Source organism: Streptomyces sp. NPDC047000 (genome assembly GCF_040644295.1).
In the GTDB taxonomy this organism is placed as follows: Bacteria; Actinomycetota; Actinomycetes; order Streptomycetales; family Streptomycetaceae; genus Streptomyces.
The window spans coordinates 300,983-323,455 of record NZ_JBEYWE010000007.1 but is presented as its reverse complement, the minus strand read 5'-3'; the positions used below and the strand labels follow the sequence as shown (position 1 = coordinate 323,455).

General features: G+C 72.1%; 16 protein-coding genes. 8 read left to right on the top strand and 8 right to left on the bottom strand.

Annotation, left to right across the window (positions count from 1 at the left end):
* Positions 1–468: 468 nt before the first annotated feature.
* The gene (locus ABZ862_RS15030; protein WP_360957336.1) at positions 469–3,255 is read left to right on the top strand and encodes a lectin; all 2,787 of its coding nucleotides are present in this window, start codon (positions 469–471) and stop codon (positions 3,253–3,255) included.
* 125 nt (positions 3,256–3,380) lie between these two features.
* On the opposite strand, the gene ABZ862_RS15025 is transcribed toward ABZ862_RS15030, so the two are convergent.
* On the bottom strand, positions 3,381–4,166 hold the full coding sequence (locus ABZ862_RS15025) for a hypothetical protein (protein ID WP_360957333.1): 786 nt from the start codon (positions 4,164–4,166) through the stop codon (positions 3,381–3,383).
* 302 nt (positions 4,167–4,468) lie between these two features.
* On the opposite strand from ABZ862_RS15025, the gene ABZ862_RS15020 reads away from it, so the two are divergent.
* Positions 4,469–5,194, top strand: coding sequence for a class I SAM-dependent methyltransferase (locus tag ABZ862_RS15020; RefSeq protein WP_360957330.1), 726 nt, complete (start codon positions 4,469–4,471; stop codon positions 5,192–5,194).
* A 93-nt stretch (positions 5,195–5,287) separates the two neighbouring features.
* On the opposite strand, the gene ABZ862_RS15015 is transcribed toward ABZ862_RS15020, so the two are convergent.
* Positions 5,288–8,011 (bottom strand): family 78 glycoside hydrolase catalytic domain, encoded by a 2,724-nt coding sequence (locus ABZ862_RS15015; protein ID WP_360957327.1) that lies wholly within the window; start codon positions 8,009–8,011, stop codon positions 5,288–5,290.
* Positions 8,012–8,099: 88 nt separating this feature from the next.
* Entirely contained in the window at positions 8,100–9,620 is a 1,521-nt protein-coding gene (locus ABZ862_RS15010; RefSeq protein WP_360957324.1) for an MFS transporter, read from the bottom strand.
* 166 nt (positions 9,621–9,786) lie between these two features.
* On the opposite strand from ABZ862_RS15010, the gene ABZ862_RS15005 reads away from it, so the two are divergent.
* Positions 9,787–10,422 carry a TetR/AcrR family transcriptional regulator gene (locus ABZ862_RS15005; RefSeq protein ID WP_360957321.1) on the top strand — a complete coding sequence of 212 codons (636 nt, stop codon included), beginning with the start codon at positions 9,787–9,789 and terminating at the stop codon, positions 10,420–10,422.
* Positions 10,423–10,644: 222 nt separating this feature from the next.
* Here the strand turns inward: ABZ862_RS15005 and ABZ862_RS15000 are convergent, their stop codons facing one another.
* Together ABZ862_RS15000 and ABZ862_RS14995 are read right to left on the bottom strand one after the other, a co-directional pair.
* Positions 10,645–11,067 (bottom strand): DUF6003 family protein, encoded by a 423-nt coding sequence (locus ABZ862_RS15000; RefSeq protein WP_360957318.1) that lies wholly within the window; start codon positions 11,065–11,067, stop codon positions 10,645–10,647.
* Between the two features lie 346 nt (positions 11,068–11,413).
* Positions 11,414–12,097 carry a helix-turn-helix domain-containing protein gene (locus tag ABZ862_RS14995; protein ID WP_360957315.1) on the bottom strand — a complete coding sequence of 228 codons (684 nt, stop codon included), beginning with the start codon at positions 12,095–12,097 and terminating at the stop codon, positions 11,414–11,416.
* Positions 12,098–12,236: 139 nt separating this feature from the next.
* Between ABZ862_RS14995 and ABZ862_RS14990 the strand changes: the two genes are divergently transcribed.
* From ABZ862_RS14990 to ABZ862_RS14970, 5 genes are all read left to right on the top strand, one after another.
* The gene (locus ABZ862_RS14990) at positions 12,237–13,466 is read left to right on the top strand and encodes an oxygenase MpaB family protein (protein ID WP_360957312.1); all 1,230 of its coding nucleotides are present in this window, start codon (positions 12,237–12,239) and stop codon (positions 13,464–13,466) included.
* A gap of 113 nt (positions 13,467–13,579) precedes the next feature.
* Complete coding sequence (locus tag ABZ862_RS14985; protein ID WP_360957309.1) at positions 13,580–14,803, top strand: oxygenase MpaB family protein; 1,224 nt, start codon at positions 13,580–13,582, stop codon at positions 14,801–14,803.
* 306 nt (positions 14,804–15,109) lie between these two features.
* A complete protein-coding gene (locus ABZ862_RS14980) occupies positions 15,110–17,386 on the top strand; it encodes a molybdopterin cofactor-binding domain-containing protein (RefSeq protein WP_360957307.1) in 2,277 nt (758 codons plus the stop codon).
* Positions 17,387–17,400: 14 nt separating this feature from the next.
* Positions 17,401–17,877 (top strand): (2Fe-2S)-binding protein, encoded by a 477-nt coding sequence (locus tag ABZ862_RS14975; protein WP_360957304.1) that lies wholly within the window; start codon positions 17,401–17,403, stop codon positions 17,875–17,877.
* 22 nt (positions 17,878–17,899) lie between these two features.
* On the top strand, positions 17,900–18,964 hold the full coding sequence (locus tag ABZ862_RS14970) for a porin PorA family protein (RefSeq protein ID WP_360957301.1): 1,065 nt from the start codon (positions 17,900–17,902) through the stop codon (positions 18,962–18,964).
* A 132-nt stretch (positions 18,965–19,096) separates the two neighbouring features.
* On the opposite strand, the gene ABZ862_RS14965 is transcribed toward ABZ862_RS14970, so the two are convergent.
* The 3 genes from ABZ862_RS14965 to ABZ862_RS14955 all read right to left on the bottom strand — a co-directional run.
* Positions 19,097–20,761: a beta-1,3-glucanase family protein gene (locus ABZ862_RS14965; protein ID WP_360957298.1), complete on the bottom strand. Its 1,665-nt coding sequence runs from the start codon at positions 20,759–20,761 to the stop codon at positions 19,097–19,099.
* 190 nt (positions 20,762–20,951) lie between these two features.
* Positions 20,952–21,539, bottom strand: coding sequence for a DUF4232 domain-containing protein (locus tag ABZ862_RS14960; protein WP_360957296.1), 588 nt, complete (start codon positions 21,537–21,539; stop codon positions 20,952–20,954).
* Between the two features lie 266 nt (positions 21,540–21,805).
* Positions 21,806–22,473 (bottom strand): chitinase (locus ABZ862_RS14955; RefSeq protein ID WP_360957293.1); only part of this gene is annotated, 668 nt, incomplete at its 5' end.

Genomic DNA, 22,473 nt, shown 5'->3' with positions numbered 1-22,473 from the left:
CGGCACTCCCCCAAGCTCTTCGAGCAGGGGGGACCCCCAGAGAGCACGCACCGGACGCCGCTCCTTCACGGGCAAACGCTGCCTGCCGCGGCACTGGGACGGGTTTCGGAAAGCAGCGCCGGGCGTCCGAAGGACGGGCTCCACGGCGTCATGGGGCCCCGCCGTCGCGCTCTCCGGGGCCGGCTTGCGCGAGTCGTTGACATGACCCTGCCTTGTGGCTAGCTTCGCGGAGAGTTCCCCCCGCACCCCCGCACCCCCGCACCCCCGCACCCCCGCACCCCCGCACCCCCGCACCCCCGGGCGCCCGTCGAAGCGCTCGCATCTCAGGCATCCCGGCTCCACGACTCGACAACGTTGCCAGCCTCGGTGGCCCCGGCACCCTCGGTCACCGATCGGGCGGCTGCGTCTCCCGCTCTTCGGACAACGTTGTCGCGCTCGGCTCCCGCTCCGAGTAGAGGAGAAAACCCTGTGAAGAGACCCCTGTCGAGACCTCCCGCCGCCGCGGCGATCGGCCTGTTCGCTGCCGCGGCGCTGGCTGCCGCCGGACTGTGCACACCCGCGTGGGCGACGCAGAAGGCCGCGCTCGTCACCTCGCCGGCGACCCTCGTCAATCCGTTCATCGGGACGTCGAACCAGGCCGACGACTTCCCGGGCGCCGACGTCCCGTTCGGCATGGTGCAGTGGAGCCCGGACACGCCGTCACGTCCCGACGGCGGCGGCTACGAGTACAACGACTCGTCGATCACCGGGTTCAGCCTGACCCATATCGCCGGACCCGGCTGCGGGGCGGCCGGTGACATACCGGTGCTGCCCACGGTGGGGGCCGTGAACACCGGCGCGACGGACGCGTTCTCGCACGCCAACGAGTCGGCGTCCGCCGGATCGTACAAGGTCGCTCTCAACAACCAGGTGACCACCGAGCTGACCACCACGACGCGCAGCGGTATGGCGCGCTTCACCTTCCCGTCGACCAGTCAGGCCAACCTCGTCTTCAAGCTGACGGGCAGCCAGAACGGTGCGAGTTCCACGCAGTTCACCAAGGTGTCGAACACCGAGGTGAGCGGGCAGGTCACCAGCGGTCATTTCTGCGGTGCGGGAAACACGTACAGCGTGTACTTCGACATGGTCTTCGACCACCCCTTCGCCTCACAGGGCAGCTCGCTCGCCAAGGCGTCGGCCGCCCCTTCCGCGACGCCGGACAAGGCGTCGAAGAACGCCGCGGAGAAGCCGGGCAGGCCTGTGCTGCACGGCAAGAACCCCGGCACCGGGGATCCGACGTCACCGACGGCCGCGAAGGGCACCGTCTCCCCGGACGCCGCCGCCTCGAACGGCTACGTCACCTTCGACACCACGGGCAACCCGGTGGTGCAGGCCAAGGTCGGCGTCTCCTACGTGTCGGTCGCCAACGCGGTCGCCAACCGGACCGCGGAGAACACCGGCTGGGACTTCGACGCGACCCGTGCCGCCGCGCAGGACGCGTGGAACAGCACGCTCGGCAAGGTGCAGATCGCCGGCGGGACGGCCGCGCAGCAGCAGACCTTCTACACCGCGCTCTACCACTCGCTGCTGCACCCGAACGTGATCAGTGACACGAACGGCCAGTACTACGGCTTCGACGGCCGGACGCACACCGTGGACGCGGGCCACGGCGCGGCGTACGCCAACTACTCCGGCTGGGACATCTACCGGTCACAGGCCCAGCTCGAAGCCCTGATAGCCCCTCAGGTCGCCTCCGACACCGCGCAGTCGATGGTCGACGACTACGCGCAGACCGGGGTCTTCCCCAAGTGGTCGGAGAACAACGGCGAGTCGTACGTCATGGTCGGTGACCCGGCGGACGCCATCCTCGCCGACTACTACGCCTTCGGTGCCAGGAACTTCGACGCCACGACCGCCCTGGCCGACATGGTCAAGCAGGCGAGCACGGCCAACAACGACCGGCCCGGCCTCACCTATCTCAACTCGCCCGGCTACATGCCGCACGACGGCAGCTACGGCTGCTGCAACTTCTACGGTCCGGTGGCCACCACTCTGGAGTACGACACCGCCGACTTCGCGCTCTCCGCGATGGCGGGCGCGCTCGGTGACACCGCGAACCAGAAGACGTACGCCAACCGCGCGCAGGACTGGCGCAACGTGCTCGACCCGGCGTCCGGCTTCGTCGAACCCCGCAACGCGAGCGGCGCGTGGACCGGGGGCTTCGACCCGACCAGCGGTACCGACATGGTCGAGGCCGACTCGTGGATCTACACCGGAATGGTCCCGTTCGACATCGGTGGCCTGGCCCGCGCCAAGGGCGGCAACACGGCCATGAACCACTACCTCGACACCGTGCTGCGCAGCTACACGGGCGCCAACGGCTATGCGTGGGTCGGCAACGAGCCCAGCATCGAGCTGCCGTGGGAGTACGACTACACGGGGCAGCCCTACAAGACGCAGGGGACGGTACGCGCGATCCAGGACCAGATCTGGGCGAACACCCCGGGCGGGCTGGCCGACGGCAACGACGATCTCGGTGCGATGAGCGCCTGGTACGTGTGGTCCGCGCTCGGCATGTTCCCCGAGACCCCGGGCACCTCCGATCTGGCGCTGGGCTCACCGCTGTTCACGCAGGCCGTGGTGACTCTTCCGTCGGGAAGGACGCTGACCGTCAACGGGAACGGCGCCGCCGACAACGCTCCCTATGTCCAGTCGGCGGCATGGAACGGCACGGCGTGGGACAACGCCTACGCCCCCACCTCGGCCGTCACGGCCGGCGGCACCCTGGACTTCACCCTGGGCACCGCCGCCAACACCTCGTGGGCGACCGCGGCGACCGCGGCTCCGCCCTCGTACGCGGGGGACACCACGGCGCCCGCCTCCCCGCGCATCGGACCGCTGACCTCCTCGGTCGCGTCCGGGCTGTGTGTGGACGACGCGTCCTCGTCCACCTCCGACGGCACCCATGTCCAGATCTACGGCTGCAACAGCAGCTACGCCCAGGACTGGATCATCGCGGGTGACGGGACGGTACGTGCCCTGGGCAAGTGCCTGGACGCCGACCACAGCGGGACCACGAACGGCACCCTGATCCAGCTCTGGACGTGCAACGGCACCGGTGCCCAGCAGTGGAGCGCGGGCACCAACGGATCACTGGTCAACCCCGAGTCCAAGCTGTGCCTGGACGACCCCAACTCCTCGACCGCGAACGGCACTCAGCTCCAGCTGTACACCTGCAACGGCTCGGCCGCCCAGAACTGGAAACTGCCGGGTTGAGACGCCGGCAGGGGTGACGCCGGCCCGGTCCGAAGGGTTCGGCGCAGGACGTGTCCGTGCGCCCCGGCCACCCGGCCGGGGCGCACGGACACATGTGCGGTCAGGGGCGGGCCGGACCCCGCCCGCTACGCCGGCGGCTGGTCGGTTCCGGCTATCCAGCGTTGCACGGTGCGGACCGAGACGCTGAGCCGGTCGCAGATCGCGGCGGGGCCGCCGAGTTCGGCGACGGCCCGCGCGAGCGTGGTGCCGGTCAGCAGGTGCGGGTGCTCGGCCGCGGTCGCCAGATCGGGCGGCAGCTGCCTGCGGAGGTCGGCCAGCATGCTCGCGATCTGCAGCCGGTAGACGAGGGACGGCGCCGCCGAGCCCGCGGGCGCCTTGCTCTCCCGTGCCTTGCGGTCGCGGCGGGCGAAGTACTCCTCGACGTCGTGGCGCCGCCAGATCCGGCCCGCGGCCAGGTCGGCGTAGGGGTCGGGGAAGTCGGGCAGCCGGGTGGTGCGGTGGGCGCTCTGCCGGGCGACCCCTCGCAGTTCGGCGATCTCGGCGATGCCGACCAGGTCGCGGTCGCGTCCGGCGGACAGTTCCGCCTCCCGGCGCTGCCACGGGCCCTCGATCGTGAGCGTCAGCAGGGGCAGGGGGCCGGGCAGGCCCAGCACCCGGGTGACCTCCCGCTCGATCTGGTGATGGGCCGCGAGCGCGTCGATGAGGTGGTCACGGGAGAGTGCCACCGGCTCCGCACCGTCCGCGGCGGGTACGGGGGCGGGGGTGAGGGCGACCCGGACGATCAGCCGGGCCGGGTCCGGGGCGGCCTCGGCGGTGCCCTCGCTGTCGGCGAGCCGGGCGGCCAGGGGGCCGAGGCTCTCCTGCAGTCTGTGTTCGGGGACGGAACCGGCGTCCATGACATCGATGAGCATGGCGGGCGTCGTTCGCGGGGACGTGCTTCGGCGGTCGGACATGGGGTGTACCTCGGCCCGTAGCGGTCGCTTGATGACTTCGTCAACACTAGGCGTCGCGTATTGACGACGTCAACACCTCCGACGGTCTGGACGGCGACGCCGTGCGCCAGGCGGTCACCGCGGTCGTGGCGTTCGGCCCCTCCGGCCCTCCGTCCCTCCGGCCGGAGCGGCTTCGTGCCGGGCACCCCCGTCGGAGACCGGCTTTGCCGGACCGGCAACAGAGCTGGCGTGACCGGGGCGCCGGGGGCGACGGTTGGCCCGTGACCGACAACAGCACCGCAGGACCGCCCGTGTCCGAGAACCCGCTTCTTCCCGGCCCGTTTCCCGCCGACCCGCTTGACTCCGGCCCGTTCCCTGCCGCCGGATACGCCGGGGATCCCGCCGTACGGGCCGAGTGGGACGGCCGGTACGCCGACCGGACGCAGTTGTGGAGCGGCCGGCCCAACGGCGCGCTCGTGGCCGAGACCGCCGGGCTCACCCCCGGCCGGGTGCTCGACGTCGGCTGCGGCGAGGGCGCGGACGCCGTATGGCTGGCCCGCGAAGGCTGGGACGTGACGGCACTGGAGGTCTCGGGCGTGGCACTGCACCGGGCGGCCGGGCACGCGCGGGACGCCGGCGTCAAGATCCGCTGGGTCCACGCCGCACTGACGGAAGCGGCGCTCCCCCCGGGCTCCTTCGACCTGGTCTCCGCGCAGTACCCGGCCCTGCTGCGCACCCCCGGGGCCGCGGCCGAACGGGCGCTGCTCGCGGCCGTCGCCCCGGGCGGCACGCTGCTGCTTGTGCACCACGCGGGGATGGAGACCCGGGAGGCGCACGACAGCGGCTTCGACCCGGCCGACTACGTCTGGCCCTCGACGGTGGCCGCTCTGCTCGACGACGCCTGGGTGGTGGAGGCGGACGAGCGGCGGCCGCGCGTGGCGCCGGACGGGGGTGCCGGCGCGCATCACACGGACGACCTGGTGCTGCGGGCACGGCGGCTGCGCTGACGGTCCTTCCGCCCGTTCCCGCAGAGCCGTGCCGGACCGGCCGGGAACGGTGCCGCGGCACGGGCCGGACGGGCGGGGCCGTCCCGGAGAGGCTCAGGAGCCGGCGGGGTGCGCGTCCGCGTCCGCCGCGGTGTCCGGGGCCCGCTCCCCCGGTGCCGGGCGGCGGTAGGTGTGGGTGCCGGGGCCCGCGAGGACGGGGGCGGTGTCTCCCGGCAGGCGGACCTCGGCCTCGGTGCCCGGGGGCACCGTGACGGTGAGGTCGAAGCGGCCGTCGTGGCAGCGCCACGCGGAGACGATCGGACCGTACAGGCAGTCGTGCCGTGCGGAGGCGGAGGTGAGGCCGCCGCCGGGACGGGGCGCGACGAGGAAACGCCGGTGTCCCGCTTCGCCGGGGCCGGGGGCCGGGGCCGTCCGGATGCCTGCCACGTACTGGTGGAGGAAGGAGATGACGGCTCCCTTGCTGTAGTGGTTGTACGACATCTTGGGACGTCCTTCGCCGTCCGTGCCCTCCCAGTCCTCCCAGACGGTCGTGGCCCCCTTGTCGATCATGGTCAGCCAGGAGGGCGCCGTGTCCTGGAGGAGGAGTTCGTAGGCGAGGCCGAGGTGTCCGTGGTCGGCGAGGACCGGCAGCAGCAGGCCGGTGCTGAGGAAACCGGTCGTCAGATGGGTGCCGGCGGCGCGGACCAGGGCGGCGAGCCGGTCGGCCGCGCGGGTGCGCAGGCGGGCGGGGACAAGGCCGAAGGCCAGCGCGCGGACGAGGGTGGCCTGGGTGTCGGGGGTGGTCGTGCCGTCGTCGTCGAGGTACTCCGCCCGCCAGGCGGAGCGGGCGCCGTCCGCGATCGTCCGGTAGCGGGCCTCGTCGCCCGGCCTGCCGAGGAGGGCCGCGACGCGGGCGAGGAGGCCGGCCGAGCGGTGCAGGTAGGCGGTCGCCACGTCGCCGCGGTCGCGGGTGGGGTCCAGGTCGGGGGCCACGCCCGGCTCCAGCCACTCGCCGAAGTGGAAGCCGGTGTCCCACAGATACCGCTCGTGGGGGGCGGGCACGGGGCGGGCGGCGGCCCGGTCGGGATGGCGGCGGGTGCGTGCCCGGAGCGCGGCGAGATCCACCCAGGCGCACATGGAGGGGTACTGGGTGCGCAGGAGGTCGAGGTCACCGTAGGCGCGCCACATCTCCCACGGCACGGTGACCGCGGCGTCGCCCCAGCCGGCCGATCCGTTCGTGGCGCCCTCGGCGGAGGCGCGGCGGGCACTCTCGCCGGCCGGGTCGGGCACATAGTTGGGGACGGTGCCGTCGGCCCACTGGTCGGCGGCGAGATCGCGCAGCCACTTGGCGGTGAAGCCGGCGACGTCGTAGAGGTAGGCGGCGGCGGGCGAGAAGACCGCCCAGTCGCCGGTCCAGGCGGCGCGCTCGCGCTGGGGGCAGTCGGTCGGCACGTCGCAGACGTTGCCGCGCAGGCTCCAGACGGCGGCTTCGTGCAGCCGGTCGAGGCGCTCGTCGCTGCAGGTGAACCATCCGGTGCGGGTGAGGTCGGTGTGGACGACCACGCCGGTGAGGTCGTCGCGGGTCAGGGGGCCGGGATGGCCGTCGACGCGGACGTGGCGGAAGCCGTGGGTGGTGTGGCGGGGCTCGAAGACGTCTTCGGGGCGGCCGGCGGACGTGACGGTGTCGGTCTGTCCGGCGGGGAGGGGCCGCCGGGTGGCGAAGTCGAAGGCACGGATGTTCTCGGTGGTCACGTCGCCCTGTGCGTCGAGTGCCTCGCCGTGCACGAGGGTGAGGCGGGTGCCGGCCGGGCCGAGGTTCGTCAGGCGGACCCAGCCGTTGATGTTCTGGCCGAGGTCGACGACGTACCGGCGCTCCCCCAGCCGGGTCACCGCGGTGGGCCGGATCTCCGCGACGCGGCGCACCGGCGGGGCGAGGACTCCGGTGAGGCGGGTGAAGTCGTCGTACAGGCCGCCGGTGGCGACGTGGGCCTCCTCCCAGTGCCGGTCGTCGAAGGCGGCGGTCGCCCAGAGCGGGTCGTGGGCGCGCAGGTCCGTCGTCTGGCCGTCCATGAGATCGGCGGCGGTGACGGCTCCGGGGGTGCTGCGCCATCCGGGGCCGGTGCCGAGCACGGTGGCCGTGCCGTCCGGGTGGGTCACGGTCAGCTGGGCGAGGAGGGCGGTACGGGTGCCGAATCCGTCCGCCTCGCGGGTGAATCCGTGCCGGCCGCGGAACCAGCCGTCGGACAGGACCGTTCCGACGGCGTTGCCGCCATGGTGCAGCAGGTCGGTGACGTCGTGGGTCTGCACCTGGAGGCGGGAGCGGTAGGCGGTGAACCCGGGGGTGAGTTCCGCGTCCCCGACCCGGCTGCCGTTCAGGAACGCCTCGTACACGCCGTGCGCGGTGATGTGGAGGCGGGCCGCGCGGACGGGCTTCGTGAGGGTGAACGGGTGACGCAGCAGGTGTGCGGGGCGGTGACCGGCCGGAGCGGGTCGCGCCTCGGCCGGTTCGATCCAGCGTGCCTGCCAGTCCTGCGCCCCGAACATCCCGGTCTCCCACCAGGACGGCTCGGACCAGTCGCTCTCGCCGAGGTCGGTCCACACCTTCACCCGCCATGCGACGCGCGTGCCCGCGCCCGGCTCGGGGCCTTCGTAGCGGATGTAGGTGCAGGCGGCCGATGTGACCCGTCCCGTGTCCCGGTCACCGGCTTCGATGCGGTACGCGAGCTGGGTGCGGGCGCCGTGCGGCAGTCTCCAGGACAGGCGTGGCCGGGGCACGTCGATGCCCAGGGGCCTGTCGAGGTGTTCGACGCGCAGGTGGCTGGGGCGGGCGGGGAGCACGGGTGTTCCTCTCGGTGGGGTCAGGGACCGGTGGGCCGGTGCTGCGACCGGAAAGGCGCACCGGCAGGTGCGGGCCTTTCCGGTCACGTCACCGGACGGCGGTGACGGTGTCGGGCGCGGCGTCGCCGCCGGGGCGGGCCAGCCGGGGGATGGCGAGGGAGATCAGCAGCCCGGCGGCGACGACGGCGGCCATCGCCAGGTAGGCGTGGGTGAAGGCGTCGTCGTGGTAGAAGGCGGTGCCCCGGAGCACGGTGGAGTCCGCTGCCAGGACGGCGTAGAGCATCTGGTTGACGAGGGCCAGGAAGACCTGGGTGAGCAGGGAGGACAGGCCGTTGGCGGCGGCCTGCTCCTCGGCGGAGACCACCGACACGATCATGGCCTGCTGGCCGGCCATCAGGATGCCGCCGCCCAGTCCCATGACGACACCGGTCATGACGATCTGGGCCGCGTCGCGGTGGTAGAAGGCGGCGAGGACGAGTCCGGCGGTCAGGACGGTGAGGCCCGCGTACCAGACGGCGCGCGGGCTGACGGTCCGTACCGCCCGGCCCACGCCGACTCCGGCCGCGAAGGTGACCAGTCCGGCGGGGACACCGACGATCGCGTTGTGGGTGGTGGACCATCCCAGTCCGTCCGAGACGTGCGGGATGTGCGGGAAGAGCGCCAGGAAGATGAGGACGGCCTGGGAGGCGAAGAAGGCGGCCTGGGGCACGGAGGAACCGAGCAGCACGGTCGCCAGGGAGCGGCGTTTGAGCATGCGCAGGTCCAGGATCGGTGCGGCCACCCGCAGTTCCACGGCGACGAACAGACCGAGGGCGGCGAGGCCGGCGCCGATGGCACCGGCGGCTCCCACGGAGGTCCAGCCCCAGCCGCTGCCCTGGCCGACGCCGAAGACCACGAGTGCGAGACCGCCGCCCAGCAGGAGGGCTCCGGTCACGTCCAGCCGGCCGGCCACGGCCCGCCGGGGGGTCTCGGGCACCGCGAGCAGCGACAGGGCGGCGACGACGGTCGAGACGACGAGGAACCACAGCGCGCCGCGCCATCCGAAGGCGTCCAGCAGCCAGCCGGAGAGCAGGGGTGCGAGCAGGCTGAGCACGCCGACCGAACCGGCGACGGTGCCCAGGGCCATCGTGACCTTGCGGGGCGGGAACAGGTCCCGGACGGCTGCCAGGACGAGGACCGCGACGGGACCGTACAGACCGCCGACCACCCGGCCGAGGACCATGACCGGGTAGGTCGGGGCCAGCACGGTGATCAGGTCGCCCACCAGGCCGGCCGCGGCGAGGACGAGCATCACGCGGCGCTTGCCGTGCATGTCGCCCAGACGCACGGCGAACGGGGTGGCGACGACGGTCGCCAGGGTGAAGGCGAGGCTGAACCAGGCGATCTGCGTGGTGTGGAAGTGCTGCGCGATCTGCGGCTGGGAGTTGGCGGCGACGATGCCGGCCACGACGAGCAGTTGTCCGGGCCAGATCAGGGCGGCGAGCCGGCGCAGTTCGGCGGGGGTCCAGCGGGAGGTTTCGGAGGCGGACCGTGTGGGGCCGGTCGCGTCGGTGTCACCGGTCGCAGCGTCTGCCGTGGGCAGGGACGCCGGGTCGGGCGCAAGGTTCATGGTCGCTCCGAGGGGAGATCGGCGCGTCGTTACGCCGAGGTTTCCGGTAATGATGCGAACCAAAAACCAAGTGCGCTAGGTTTTCGCGAGTGAGGCACGTCACACCACCGGCCGGGGAGGCGTCCGGCCGTCCTGCCGGCGCCCCGCGGTGAGTACGGTGAACGTCATGACCAGCAGCAGTACCCGGGGCCGGCGCGGCAGCTACTCGGTGGGCATAGCCCGGCGGGAGAAGATCGTGGAGGCGGCCAGCCGTCGGTTCGCACAGGAGGGCTACCACCGCACCGCTCTGACCCGCGTCGCGGAGGACGTCGGCATCACCGAGGGCGGCCTGCTGCACCACTTCCGCAGCAAGAAACACCTGCTCCTGGCCGTGATGGAACACCGGTTCACCACCGAGGCGCAGTGGTGGACCCGACTGCCCGAGGACGCGGGCGGACGCGACATCCTGCGGGCCATGGTGACCGCCACCGAGCGCCGCCTCTCCGAGCCCGGCCTGATCGAACTGTTCGTCCTCATCTCCGCCGAGGCGGCCGACCCCGGCAGCGCGGCCCACACCCTCTTCACCGAGCGCTATCAGCGCGCGGTCGACGAACTGGCCGAGTTGTTCCGGTCGGCGATCGCGAACGGCACGCTCCGTCCGGACACCGACTGCTCCACGGTGGCCCGCGAGTGCATCGCCGTCAGCGACGGCCTCCAGCTCCAGTGGGTGATCTCGAACGGCGCCCTGGACCTCGCCGGTGCGGTCCGCGCCCACGCCGACCGCATCGCACGCACCGTCCTCGCCGACGGCGCCGGACTCTGACCGCGCGGACCGGCGGGGCAGCGCCGGCAGCGGACAGCGGGGCGGACCCCGCCGCGGCGGACCCGTACAGCCGGCCCGGCGGAGGCGGCGGCAACCCGCGCCGTGTCGTCATCGGCTCCGCCAGGACCCGGTCACCGGCCGGATCCGGCTCGGCCGCATCCCCCGTCCACCGCCCGCCACCCGGCTTCCCCGGCCGCGGTCACGGGTTCCCGGGCCCGGCTCTCAGCGGGTGACCGCCTTGATGACGGCCAGGTCCTCACCGGTCAGTTCCGCGATGCGGTGCGCCGGCAACCCGCTCGCCAGGGCGCGGGTGAGCAGCGCGTCCCGGCCGCCCGTGCTGGAGCGGTAGGCCAGCAGTTCCTCCTCGAGCCGCGCGATGTCAGGCGGAGCGATGTGATGGCGCAGCCGGCTCAGTTCCTCCTCCCCGAGCGGTACGGGCAGCCGTTCGGCGTCCTGCGGGACGGCCGCCGTCTCCTCCGGCGGCACCAGACGCAGATCGGGTGAGGCCGCGGTGACTCCCTGCGCCTGGAGCCAGCCGTGCACGGCGGGTGTCTCCATACAGGCGAGGTCACCGACGGCCGAGGGCGGCACGCCGAGCCCGGCCGCCGGGCCGGGCAGCAGGACGAGATAGGCGTCGTCGGTCATCCTCTGCTCCTCCTGTGGGGGGCTTGTCACTGTGAGGGCTTGCCACCGTGAGCGGCTCGTCCCCTGAGGGACTGCCGTCACGCCGTGCCGTATACCCGCGATCGACGTCCATGGTCGTCCCGGCGGGGAATCGTCCGGATCTTCGTCAGGCGGCGGCCCGGACGGGCGCGGAGGAGGGCACCCCGGGCCTCCCGGGTGGAGTTGCCGCTTCCGCCGAAGCAGCGGCCGACCAGGGCACGGGCGACATCCGCCTCCACCGCGGATCCCGCGAGGGGCACCGTGCCGTAGCCGCGGGACCCGGACCGCCCGCGCGGCGCGGGCCGGGCCGGGGCGTGCGGCGTACGGGCTACGAGGGGAGCGAGTACGGCGGGCCGAGCATCGGCACGAGGAACCGGCGGGCCACCGCGCGGATCTGCTCGTCGTCGTCGAGGTCGATCACCTGGCTGGGGATGACCAGCAGCGACGCCGAGATCCGGACCATCATCTCGGCCACCAGGTGCACGTCGACGTCCGCGGCGATGTAGCCCGCACGCTGCTCCTGGGCCAGCCGCGAGGCGACGAACTGCTGCACCACGCCGAGGGTGCGGCCTCCGTCGCCGGTCACGGAAGGCGCGACGACGTCGGGCTCGGCCGCCATGAGACCGCCGATGAGGCGATTGTGCCGGATGGCCCGCAGTGAGCTCTCGAACCCCAGGACGACGCGGTCGGCGACGGTCTCGGCCTCCCGGATCTCCACGATGAACCGGTCGAAATAGCGCCGGAACTCCCGCCGCACCACCTGTTCGACAAGTTGGTCCTTGGTGGCGAAACGACGGTAGACGGTGATCCGGGAGACACCGGCCAGCCGCGCCACGTCCGCCATGGTCGAGCGTCTGATGCCCATGCGGCAGAACTGTTCGTGGGCGGCGTCGAGCAGGCGGGTCGACGCCTCGTCGTCCTGCTCGGCACCTTCGACGGCCTCGTTGAACGCGGCCTCCAGCACGGTCGGGGGGCCGGACGGACCTGCGGGGGCCGGCGGAACGGGTTCCATGATCGCCTCCCTGATTTCTGTGAAGCCTCTGGTGTTCGCGTCGCGTCTGTGCTCCCCTGATGAAACAACGAAGCGCGATGCGTTTCATCGTATCAAAGCAGTCAGCTGTGTCACAGGACTCAAGGAGGAGTTCGACGCGATGGACGGAGTCAGCAGGCGCACCATGCTGCTCGCAGGCGGGACCCTGGGCGCGGTCGGGGCGCTGAGCGCGGCGTCGCCCGCCCGCGCGCGGTCGCTGTGGACGTGGTCGCCGAGCGGTTCGGTGGCGGGCACGGGAGCCGGACTCGACCCCCAGTGGGTGTGGGACGAGGAGTCCGACCCGGTGGTCGCCGCCGTGCTGGATCGCGGCGACGTGCCCGCGGTCAACGCGGCGCTCAGGACGTGGACCCGCAACGACCAGCCACTGCCCGACGGCCTGCCCGCGGACCTGCGCGCCTTCATGGAACAGGCACGCCGGCTGCCGGACTGGGCGGACCGCGGGAAACTCGAGGCCGCGGCCAGGTTCAACGAGTCCAGGGGCTTCTACCTCAATCTGCTCAACGGGGTCGGCGGCGGCATGCTCAGCACCGCCATCCCCCGGGAGGCACGCGCCGTCTACTACTCCAAGGGCGGCGCCGACATGGAGGACCGGGTCGCCAAGACGAGCCTGCTGGGCTTCGCCGTCGGCGCCCTGAACGCCTACCGCCCCGACGGCGACGTCATCGTGCAGGGGGTCAAGACCCGGCTGGTGCACTCGGCCGTGCGGCACCTGCTGCCGCAGTCGCCGGGCTGGTCGCAGACCGGCGGCGGGCAGCGGATCCCCATCAGCCAGGCCGACATGATGGTCACCTGGCACAGCCTGCCGACCTACACCATGCGGAAACTGCTCGAGTGGAAAGTGCCGCTCACCCAGGCGGAGTCGGAGGCGTATCTGCACCTGTGGCAGGTGACCGCGCATCTGCTCGGGATCCTCGACGAGTACGTCCCCGCCACCTGGAACGACGCGAACGCGCAGTACAAGCAGGTCCTCGAGCCCGTCCTGGACTCCACTCCCGAGGGCGTGGAACTGACCGACGTCCTGCTGGGCCAGCTCGCCGAACAGACCAGCCCCGGGGGCACCGACCGGCCGCTCGTGAACGCCCTCGCCCGGTATCTGGTGGGGCAGCAGGTCGCCGACTGGGACGCCATCCCCCGTGAGCCGTTCTGGGAGCAGGCGATCGCCGCCGCGTGGCCGAAGCTGGTCGCCTTCCGGGAGAAGCTGATCCCGCTGCCGCTGGTGCCGCCGCTGGCCTGGACGATCGACGAGGCGGCACGTCAGTACATCCTGTTCTACCTCACCAAGGGGCAGGGGACCCGCATCGAGATCCCCGAGACCAACCGCCCCGGCTGAACCCCGGCGGTACCGGCGGGGGCGCACGTCACAGCTCTCTCACGCACAAGCAGAACGTCACAGGATTCAACAGGATTCAAGAAGTCACAGGACCCGAGGAGGAGTTCCGAGCGATGGACGGACTCAGCAGGCGCAAGATGCTGTTCACGGGAGGGGCGCTGGGGGCGCTCGGGGCGCTGAGCGCGGCGTCACCGGCCCAGGCGCGGTCCTTGTGGACGTGGTCGCCGAGCGGTTCGGTGGCGGGCACGGGAGCCGGACTCGACCCCCAGTGGGTCTGGGACGAGGAGGCCGACCCGGTGCTGGCCGCCGTGCTGGATCGCGGCGACGTGCCCGCGGTCAACGCGGCGCTCAGGACGTGGACCCGCAACGACCAGCCCCTGCCCGACGGCCTGCCCGCGGACCTGCGCTCCTTCATGGAACAGGCACGCCGGCTGCCGGACTGGGCCGACCCCGGGAAACTCCAGGCCGCCGCCCAGTTCACCAAGAAGAAGGGGATCTACACCGGTGCCCTGTACGGGCTGGGCAGCGGCCTCATGAGCACCGCCATCCCCCGTGAGGCACGCGCCGTCTACTACTCCAAGGGCGGCGCGGCCATGAAGGACCGCATCGCCAAGACCGCCCAGCTCGGCTACGACGTCGGGGACCTGTACGCGTACCAGCCGCAGGGCGGGATGATCGTCACCGCGGTGCGGACCCGGCTGGTGCACGCCGCCGTACGGCACCTGCTGCCGCAGTCCCCGAACTGGTCGCAGACCAGCGGCGGGCAGCAGGTCCCCATCAGCCAGGCCGACATCATGGTCACCTGGCACAGCCTGGCCACATTTGTCATGCGCAAGCTAAAAGATTGGAAGGTTCCGATCAGCTCCGCCGAAGCGGACGGCTTCCTGCACGTGTGGCAGGTGACGGCGCACATGCTCGGCGTCCTCGACGAGTACATCCCCGCCAGCTGGGAGGAGGCCGAGGCGCAGTCCAGGCAGGTCCTCGACCCGATCCTGGCCGCCACACCCGAGGGCAAGGAGCTGACCCAGGTCCTGCTGGGCATCGTCGCGCAGCTCGACGCCGGCCTCACCCGGCCCCTCATCAGTGCCTTCGCCCGCTACACGCTCGGCGACCGGACCGGCGACCTGATCGGGCTGGAGCAGGAGCCGTTCTGGGAGCCGCTGATCAGCGCCGCCTGGCCGCTGCTGGTCGCCTTCCGCGAGGGGCTCATCCCGCTGCCGCTGATCCCGACCGCCGCCTGGACCGTGGAGGAGGCCATCCGCAAGTTCGTCCTGCTCTTCCTCTCCGAGGGAAGGCCCATCTCCCTCGACATCCCGGACACCAACCGCCCCTCCTGAGGGACGCCGGGCCCGCCGGCCCCGGGGGGGGGGGGCCCCCCCCCCCCCCCCCCCCCCCCCCCCCCCCCCCGGGGGGGCGCGCGGGCCCCCCCCCCCCCCCCCGGCCGCCACCGCACCGGATCGGTCCGGGCCCGCCGCACCGCACCGACTGCCGGAGAGCGAGGTGTGAGCTCTCCGGCCATGACCCCGAGACAGGACGATGACGATCTTGCGCAGCGACGGAACGACCCGAACGGTCCTCGGCCGGCCCATCGGTGAGCCACGGCAGCCCGCCGCAGGGGTGGCCCGTACCGGAGGAGAGCGCCCGTGACCGGCACCGGTCACCCGGCCCGGCGGCGGTTCCTCGGCTACGTCCTGGCCGCCCCGGTGCTGACCGCCGCGGCCGAACTCGCCCCCGCCGCCGGGGCGCGGGCGGCGGTGCCCTCGCCGGAGATCACCCAGCTGATCGATCTCAGCGACGTGATGGCGGCGGCCGCCGCTCCGACCTCCGGTCTGATCGCCGTGGAGGTGCGCAAGGACGGCACCGTCGGCTTCGCTCTGCCGCGGACCGAGGTGGGCCAGGGCATCACCACGTCGACGGCCATGCTGATCGCCGAGGAACTCGACGTACCCCTGGAACAGGTGCACGTCTCCCTGGCCGACGCACGGCCGGAGCTGGTGTTCAACCAGCTCACCGGCGGATCCAACACGACGTTCTCGACGTACACGCCGATCCGGGTCGCCGCCGCCGTCGCCCGGACCCGGCTGCTGCGGGCGGCGGCCGCCGCATGGGATGCCGACGTCGGCGAACTGACCCTGCGGGCGGGGATCGTCACGGGCCCCGGCGGCCGGAGCGCCGGCATCGGGGAACTCTGCGAGCGGGCCGCGAGCGTGCGCGTGGAACAGGTGAGCGTGGAGCTCAAGCCCCGTACCGAGTTCACCGTCATCGGGACGCCGCGCAGCCGCGTCGACGCCCTCGCCGCGGTCACCGGACGCAAGAGGTTCACCCTGGACCTGCAGGTCCCCGACGCCCTGCCGGCCATGGTGTGCCGTCCGCCGACGATCAACGGCAAGGTCGGCTCGGTCTCCAACGCGGAAGAGGTCCGCGCGATGCCCGGTGTCACCGACGTCGTCGTGATCCCGACCGGCGTGGCGGTGCGGGCCGCCACCTTCGGCCAGTGCATCGACGCGGTGCGCGCCCTCAGGGTGTCCTGGCGGCCCGGGAGCGCGGAGGGCAAGTCCGACGCGTCCGTGCTGGCGGAACTGCGCGCGGCGGAGGTGCCGCTCGGACTCACGCCGCTGACGCCGAGTGTGGAGGGCACCTTCACCTTCCACTTCCGCAGCAACAGCGCGCTGGAACCCAACTGCGCGATAGCCGATGTGCGCCCCGACCGCGCGGAGATCTGGTCGTGTCTGAAGGCACCGATCGTCGCGCAGGAGGCCATCGCCGCGAGACTCGGCCTGCCACCGGCTGCGGTGACCGTCCATGTCACGGAGGGAGGCGGCTCCTTCGGCCGCAAACTCTTCTTCGACGCCGCGCTGGAGGCGGTCGAGATCTCCCGGACGACAGGCAAGCCGGTCAAGCTCATGTGGCACCGTGCCGACGACGCGCGCCAGGGCCGCGCCCACCCCATGGCCACGTCCCGGGTACGCATCTCCTACCTCGGCAACACCGTCCTCAGCTACCGCCAGCGGCACACCAGCGTCGCCACCGACCTCGGCCACGGCCTCGGTGAACTCCTCACCGCCATGGCCGCGGAACTGCCGGTGGGCGACATCGGGTTCTCGGAGCTCTTCTTCCAGCTCTCCCAGTCGATGCCCTACGAGTTCGGCGAGAACAGCCGGATCCTGAGCGAGACCGACAAGGGCTTCAACACCGGCAGCATGCGCAACGTCTACTCCCCCGACGTCACCTGCGCCCGGGAACTCCTGGTCGACCGGCTCGCCGCCCGGATGAACAAGGACCCCTACCGGTTCCGGCGGGACTTCCTCAGGGACGACCGGTCCCGGGCGGTGCTCGACGCGGCCGCCCGGGCGGGCGGCTGGGGCCGGATCCTGCCGGCGGGCATGGCGCAGGGCATCGCGTTGCACTCCGAGTACCACGCCGTCAGCGCGGTGCTGGCGGAGATCGACTGCCGGCCCGAAACGGTCGACCGCCCGGTCCGCGACGGTGTGGCCGGACCGCGCGTCACCCGGGCGGTGCTGGCCGTCGACGTGGGCCTCGCGGTCAACCCGCGTGGCCTGGAGGCGCAGATGACGGGCTGCGTCATGGACGGCATCGCCCAGGCCCTCACCTCCAGCCTGCACCTGCGCGACGGGTACTTCCTGGAGGCCAGCTGGGACAACTACTTCTACACCCGGCAGTGGAACACCCCGCCGGAGGTGAAGATCGTCGTCCTGCCCACCACCACGGGGGAGCCCGGCGGGGCCGGGGAACTGGGCGTCGCCGCCTCCATGGCCGCCGTCGCCTGCGCCTACGGCCGTGCCACGGGGACCATGCCGACCGGCTTCCCGGTCAACCACGGCACCCTCTCCTTCGAGCCCAAGCCGACGGTCCCGCCCGTCCCCGCGTCTCCCACCGACGGCCTGGACCACGCCCTCTAGCACCGGGAGAACCCGTGCCCCAGCACACTTTCCGCCTCAACGGCGAGCAGGTCACCGTCGACGTCGCCGACGACGTACGGCTCCTGTGGGTCCTGCGCGACGTCCTCGGCGTCACCGGACCGAAGTACGGATGCGGCATCAACGTCTGCAAGGCGTGCACCAGTCACCTCAACGGCCGCGCCGTCAACCCCTGTGCCATCCCCGTCGGCGCGCTCCGGCCGGCCGACGAGGTCACCACGATCGAGGGGCTCCCGGCCACCGTGGGCGCGGAGCTGCATCCGATGCAGCAGGCGTGGCTCAACCGGGACGTGGCCCAGTGCGGCTACTGCCAGCCCGGCCAGATCATGGCCGCCGTCGCCCTCGTGCGCAGGGTCAGGGAGGAAGGCCGCTCCGTCACCGACGCCGACCTGGACGGCATCCGCAACATCTGCCGCTGCGGGACCTACCCCCGCATCCGCGAAGCCGTCAGAGCCGGCGCCGAAACCATGTGAACAACAGTCAGGAGAGACCATCGTGTCTGTTCGCCGTTCGTCGATCGTGCTGACGACCATCGCCGCCGTCCTGCTCGCCCTCGCCGCGGTCCTGCGCTTCGTCGTCGCCCCCGACGCGACCGAGCTCCCCGGCGACGCCGACCAGACGGTGCACTACGCGGGCCGGGCCACGGTGCTGGACGGCAAGGCCCTGCAGTCCGGGGACACCGCTCACGCGCTCAGATCCGGTATCCCCCTCACCGTCGACCGGCGGGTGAAGGTCACCTCGACCCACGGCGGCACGGCCGTGCTCGAGGACACGATGACCGCCCATGTCGGCAAGCAGTCCCTGCCCAGCTCGCAGACGTACGCGATCGACCGGAAGACCAGAAAGGGGACCTCACCACCGGCCTCGGTGTCCGTCGAGCCCTCGCGGGGCGCGCTGAGCGCGGCCTTCCCGCCGGACGCCGCGCGGAACGACTCCTACACGTACTACGACCCGACGACCCGCTCGATCGTGCCGGTCCGCTACACGGGGTCCGCGCAGCGCGAGGGCCGTACCGTGAACGTCTACCGGATCACCGTCTCGGCGCCGGTCAAGGACACCGCGGTGCTCGCACCGCTGCCGTCCGGCCTGCCCAGGAAGCTCGTCACCGCGCTGGTGCCCGGACTCGGCGCGGCGGCCCGGGCCCGTCTCACACCTGCGGCGCTGTCCGCGCTGCCGGACCCCGTGCCGCTCGTCTACAGCGGCCGCTCAAACCTGGTCGCCTACATCGACCGGCAGACCGGCATCGCCATCGACCAGACGGTGGACCGGCAGATCGTGGCGACCGTCGCCGTCGGCGGCCGGGCGACACCCCTGCTGCCGGTCTCCGCGCTCCGTTTCAGGATCACTCCCGGGAGTGCCGCGGAACTCGGCGACAAGGCGGCCTCGGCCGGTCTCGCCCTGACCCTGCTGACCGTCGCGGCACCGCTCGCCCTGACCGCCGTCGCGGTCGCGCTCCTACTGATCGCGTGGCTGCTGCAACGCAGACGGCAGCGCGACCCGTCGCGCCCGGTGGATCCCTCACCCGCGACCGCGACCCCCGGCGGAGGCATCGCCGCCTAGCACGCGGACCGGAAGGCCCCGGCGGCGCGCGGCATGAGGCCGTGCCCGGCAGAGGGGTGCCGGACGCACCGCGGTGCGACCGCCCGGGCAGGGCGGTCGCACCGCGGTCGGCGGGCCGCAGCCGGCCGGGGTTCAGCTGGTGAAGGTGAACCAGTTGATGTTGGCGAAGTCCGAACTGCTGCCGGAGAAGACCAGATAGACATCGTGGACGCCGGTGGCGGAGGCGGCCATGTTGATGGGAACGGTCTGCCAGTTCTGCCAGCCGCCGTTGTTGGCGAAGTCGATCTCGGCGATCTTCGTGCCGCTGGTGCTGTCGAGCCGCACCTGGATGGCGCCGCTGACGCCCGCGTCGGCACCCGATGCCAGCCGGGCCTTGAACTGGTTCGGGGAGGAGGAGCCGAAGTCCACGGAGGAGTACTTCAGCCAGTCGCCGTTCGCGATGTAGCCCACGTCGCTGCCGCCGCCGGTGTCGGAGCAGCTCTCGGTGGTGGTCCCGCTCTGGGCCGAGTAGGACTCCGCCTGGATGGTGCTGTAGGCGCTGACGGTGCCCGTGCCGCCGCCCGATCCGCCGCCGGAGCCGCCGGCGCCCAGGGTGACCGTCCACGAGGTGGGCGCGCCGTCCTGGATGTGCCCGTCGACGGGGGCCGCGCCGGTGGGGCCGACGTCGTCGTAGGGGAAGGCATAGCCGATGCTGGCGTACTTGTGGACGAGCCGGGCGTAGTGGTTGGTGATCGGGTCCGTGTAGTACTGCGAGGGCGTCACACCGTCGGGGTTGTTGTTCCCGCCGGAGACCAGCAGCGAACTGCGGTTGATCGCGGCGGCCAGCCGGGCGGCGATCGCCCCGCGCGCGTCACCACCGGAGTTGTAGAGCGGGCCGGAGGCGCAGCCGAAGATGTCGACGGCGCTCGGCTTGGTGAACGGCACGCCGTTGGTGTTGAGACCGGAGAAGACGATGGCGTTGCCGGAGACCTTGCCGGTGTAGGAGCCGATGCTGCCCTGGCCGTTGATGGTGAGCGAGGTGGAGGTGTAGTGGCTCCAGACCCGGTTCAGGTAGTCGTCCCAGTAGGTGCCGAAGTCCACCGGCGAGTGCACGGGCGCCATGACGCGCAGCACCCCGCCGGAGGAGTCGCTGACCACCAGCCGGTCCCAGGGGGCTCCGTCGGTGGCGTGCTGCGCCTGCAGGCCGGAGGCGATGGAGGCGAGGGCGCCGGAGGGCAGCGGGCTGACCGTCTGGGTGCCCCCGCTGCCGGTGCTCGACATCGAGATCGGCAGCGCGACCATGTCCACGTACGAGATGTTCGCGTAGAGGTTGGCGCTGTTGAAGGTGAACTCGCAGAACGTCCAGTTCGTCGAGTAGTTGGGGTCCGCACTGGTCAGGGCGGGCTGCACCACACCGGGCACGGTGCCCGGGTTGACGAAGAACTGGAGCTTCTTGCCGACCGAGAAGTAGATGCGGCCGCTGATGACGTAGTTGGTCAGGTTGACGGTGGTGGCGGCCGAACCGGAGGCGCCCAGCGGGATGGAGTAGTCGGCGATGGGGGTCACCGCGGACGACGGGTTGGGCAGTCGGTTCAGGGTGCCGTTCGCCGAGACGAAGACCGGCCAGCCGCTGGTGTCGGTGCCGGATATGTAGGCGTAGACGGTGTCGCTGCCGGAGTTGTTCGCCAGCTTGACGGGGAGCGTCGTCCCCGCTGCCGACGCCGTGGAGGCCAGCGGCGAGATCGGGGAGAAGGGGCTGAGCGCTGCCGCACCGGTGACGGCGCCGGCGGCGGCCAGGAAGGAACGTCGGGAAACCACAGGGGCCCTCCCGGGGTGGGGGTGATGGTCCGTCAACGAGGTGACGGCTGGGGGGTGTTGTTTCGTGTGGGGTTCTGTGCGGGGTGACGTTATTGGACTGGACCAATATAGTCAAGGTTACGGAACCATTACTTCCGCACATGGGTGCCCGTGTCGTGCCGGGCGTCCCCGCGCCGGGAGTCCACGTGGTTCAGGGAGCCGGCACCCAGGGCCTGACACCGAGTTCGCCGGTGGTTCCGAGGTCGAGGTGCAAGGTCACCGTCACCGGGTCCGCCCCCTTCTTCACCCGGACCCGGACGTAGGGCACGTTCACCGGTGTCCCGGACCCGGTGGTGTTGCGCCGGACCAGTTCGGCGGTCGCCGCCCCGCCGGGCTCGAGGGTGACGGGCCGGGGCTCCCGGTCCGGCCCGGCGGCGGCGGTGATGCCGCCGCTGCCGTCGAGGATCCTGATGCCGCCGACGGCGCCGAGGTCGTCGTCCAGCAGTTCCAGAAGCGGGTAACCCTCCACGGTGCAGGCCTGCCTGCCGCAGTTCTCGACGCGCAGGCCCACGACGCGCAGCCCCATGGCCGCGTCACCCGCGCCGGCACCGACCCTGATCCCGGAGGCGGGGCACGTGCCCGGTGCGGCGGGCGCCTCGCCCGCGGGCACCTTGGTCACCTCCAAGACCTCGGCCTGCGTCACCCGCGGTGCGCCGGGCGTCGGCCGCCCGGCCCGCACAGTGCCCCGCACGGTCTCGCCGGCGCCGACGTCGCGTACGGTCTCGGTCCGGTTCGTCACGGCTCCGCCGTCACCGTCCAGGAAGGTGAAGACGATCGAGTAGGTCAGGGCCTCGGTGCCCTCGTTGGTGACCTCGTAGGCGGCAGAGGCCCCTTGCTCCGCACCCGTGGCGGGCCGGTCGGCGGTGACGGAACGGCTGCGGGTGGGCGACGAAGGTCACAGTTCCCGTCACAGGGGTGTCACAAGGTGCCGTGACGGGGCGACCGGCCGCTCACGGCCGGTCGCCCCGTCACGGCGGGAGAGGCGGGACGTCCCCGGGGACCGGGTCAGCAGTACAGGTTGGCGCCCGTCGAGACGCCCAGGATCTGGGTGAACTGCTGGTACGCGGTCACGCGGCTCTGCACCTGCGCCGGGTTCTTGCCGTCGCACTCGATGGAGCCGTTGATGGAACGGATCGTCTGGCCGAAGCCCGCGCCGTTGACCATGGCGTTGTGCGGGGTCATGGTGCCGGGACCGGACTGGGTGTTCCAGTACCAGAGGGCCGTCTTCCAGGCCACGGCGGCGTCGGTCTGCACCAGGGACGGGTTGTTGAGCAGGTCGATGCCGAGCGCGTCGCCCGCGGCCTTGTAGTTGAAGTTCCAGCTGAGCTGCATGGGGCCGCGCCCGTAGTAGGCGGACTGGCCGGCCGGGCAGCCGTACGGCTGGCTCCAGTCGCAGTAGGTCGGGTAGTTGGCGGTGTTCTGCTCGACGACGTAGACGAGTCCGCCCGTCTCGTGGCTGACGTTGGCGAGGAAGGCGGCCGCCTCCTGCTTCTTGGTCTCGTCGCTGCCGGTGGTGGCGAAGCCGGGGTAGGAGCTGAGCGCGGCGACCAGACCGCTGTAGGTGTAGAAGCCGTTGCGGTTCGGGAACATCTGGTTGAACTGGGCTTCGGAGACGACGAAGTTGCCGACGGGCGTCGTGGTGCCGCCGTCGCAGTTGTACGGCTCCCAGTACC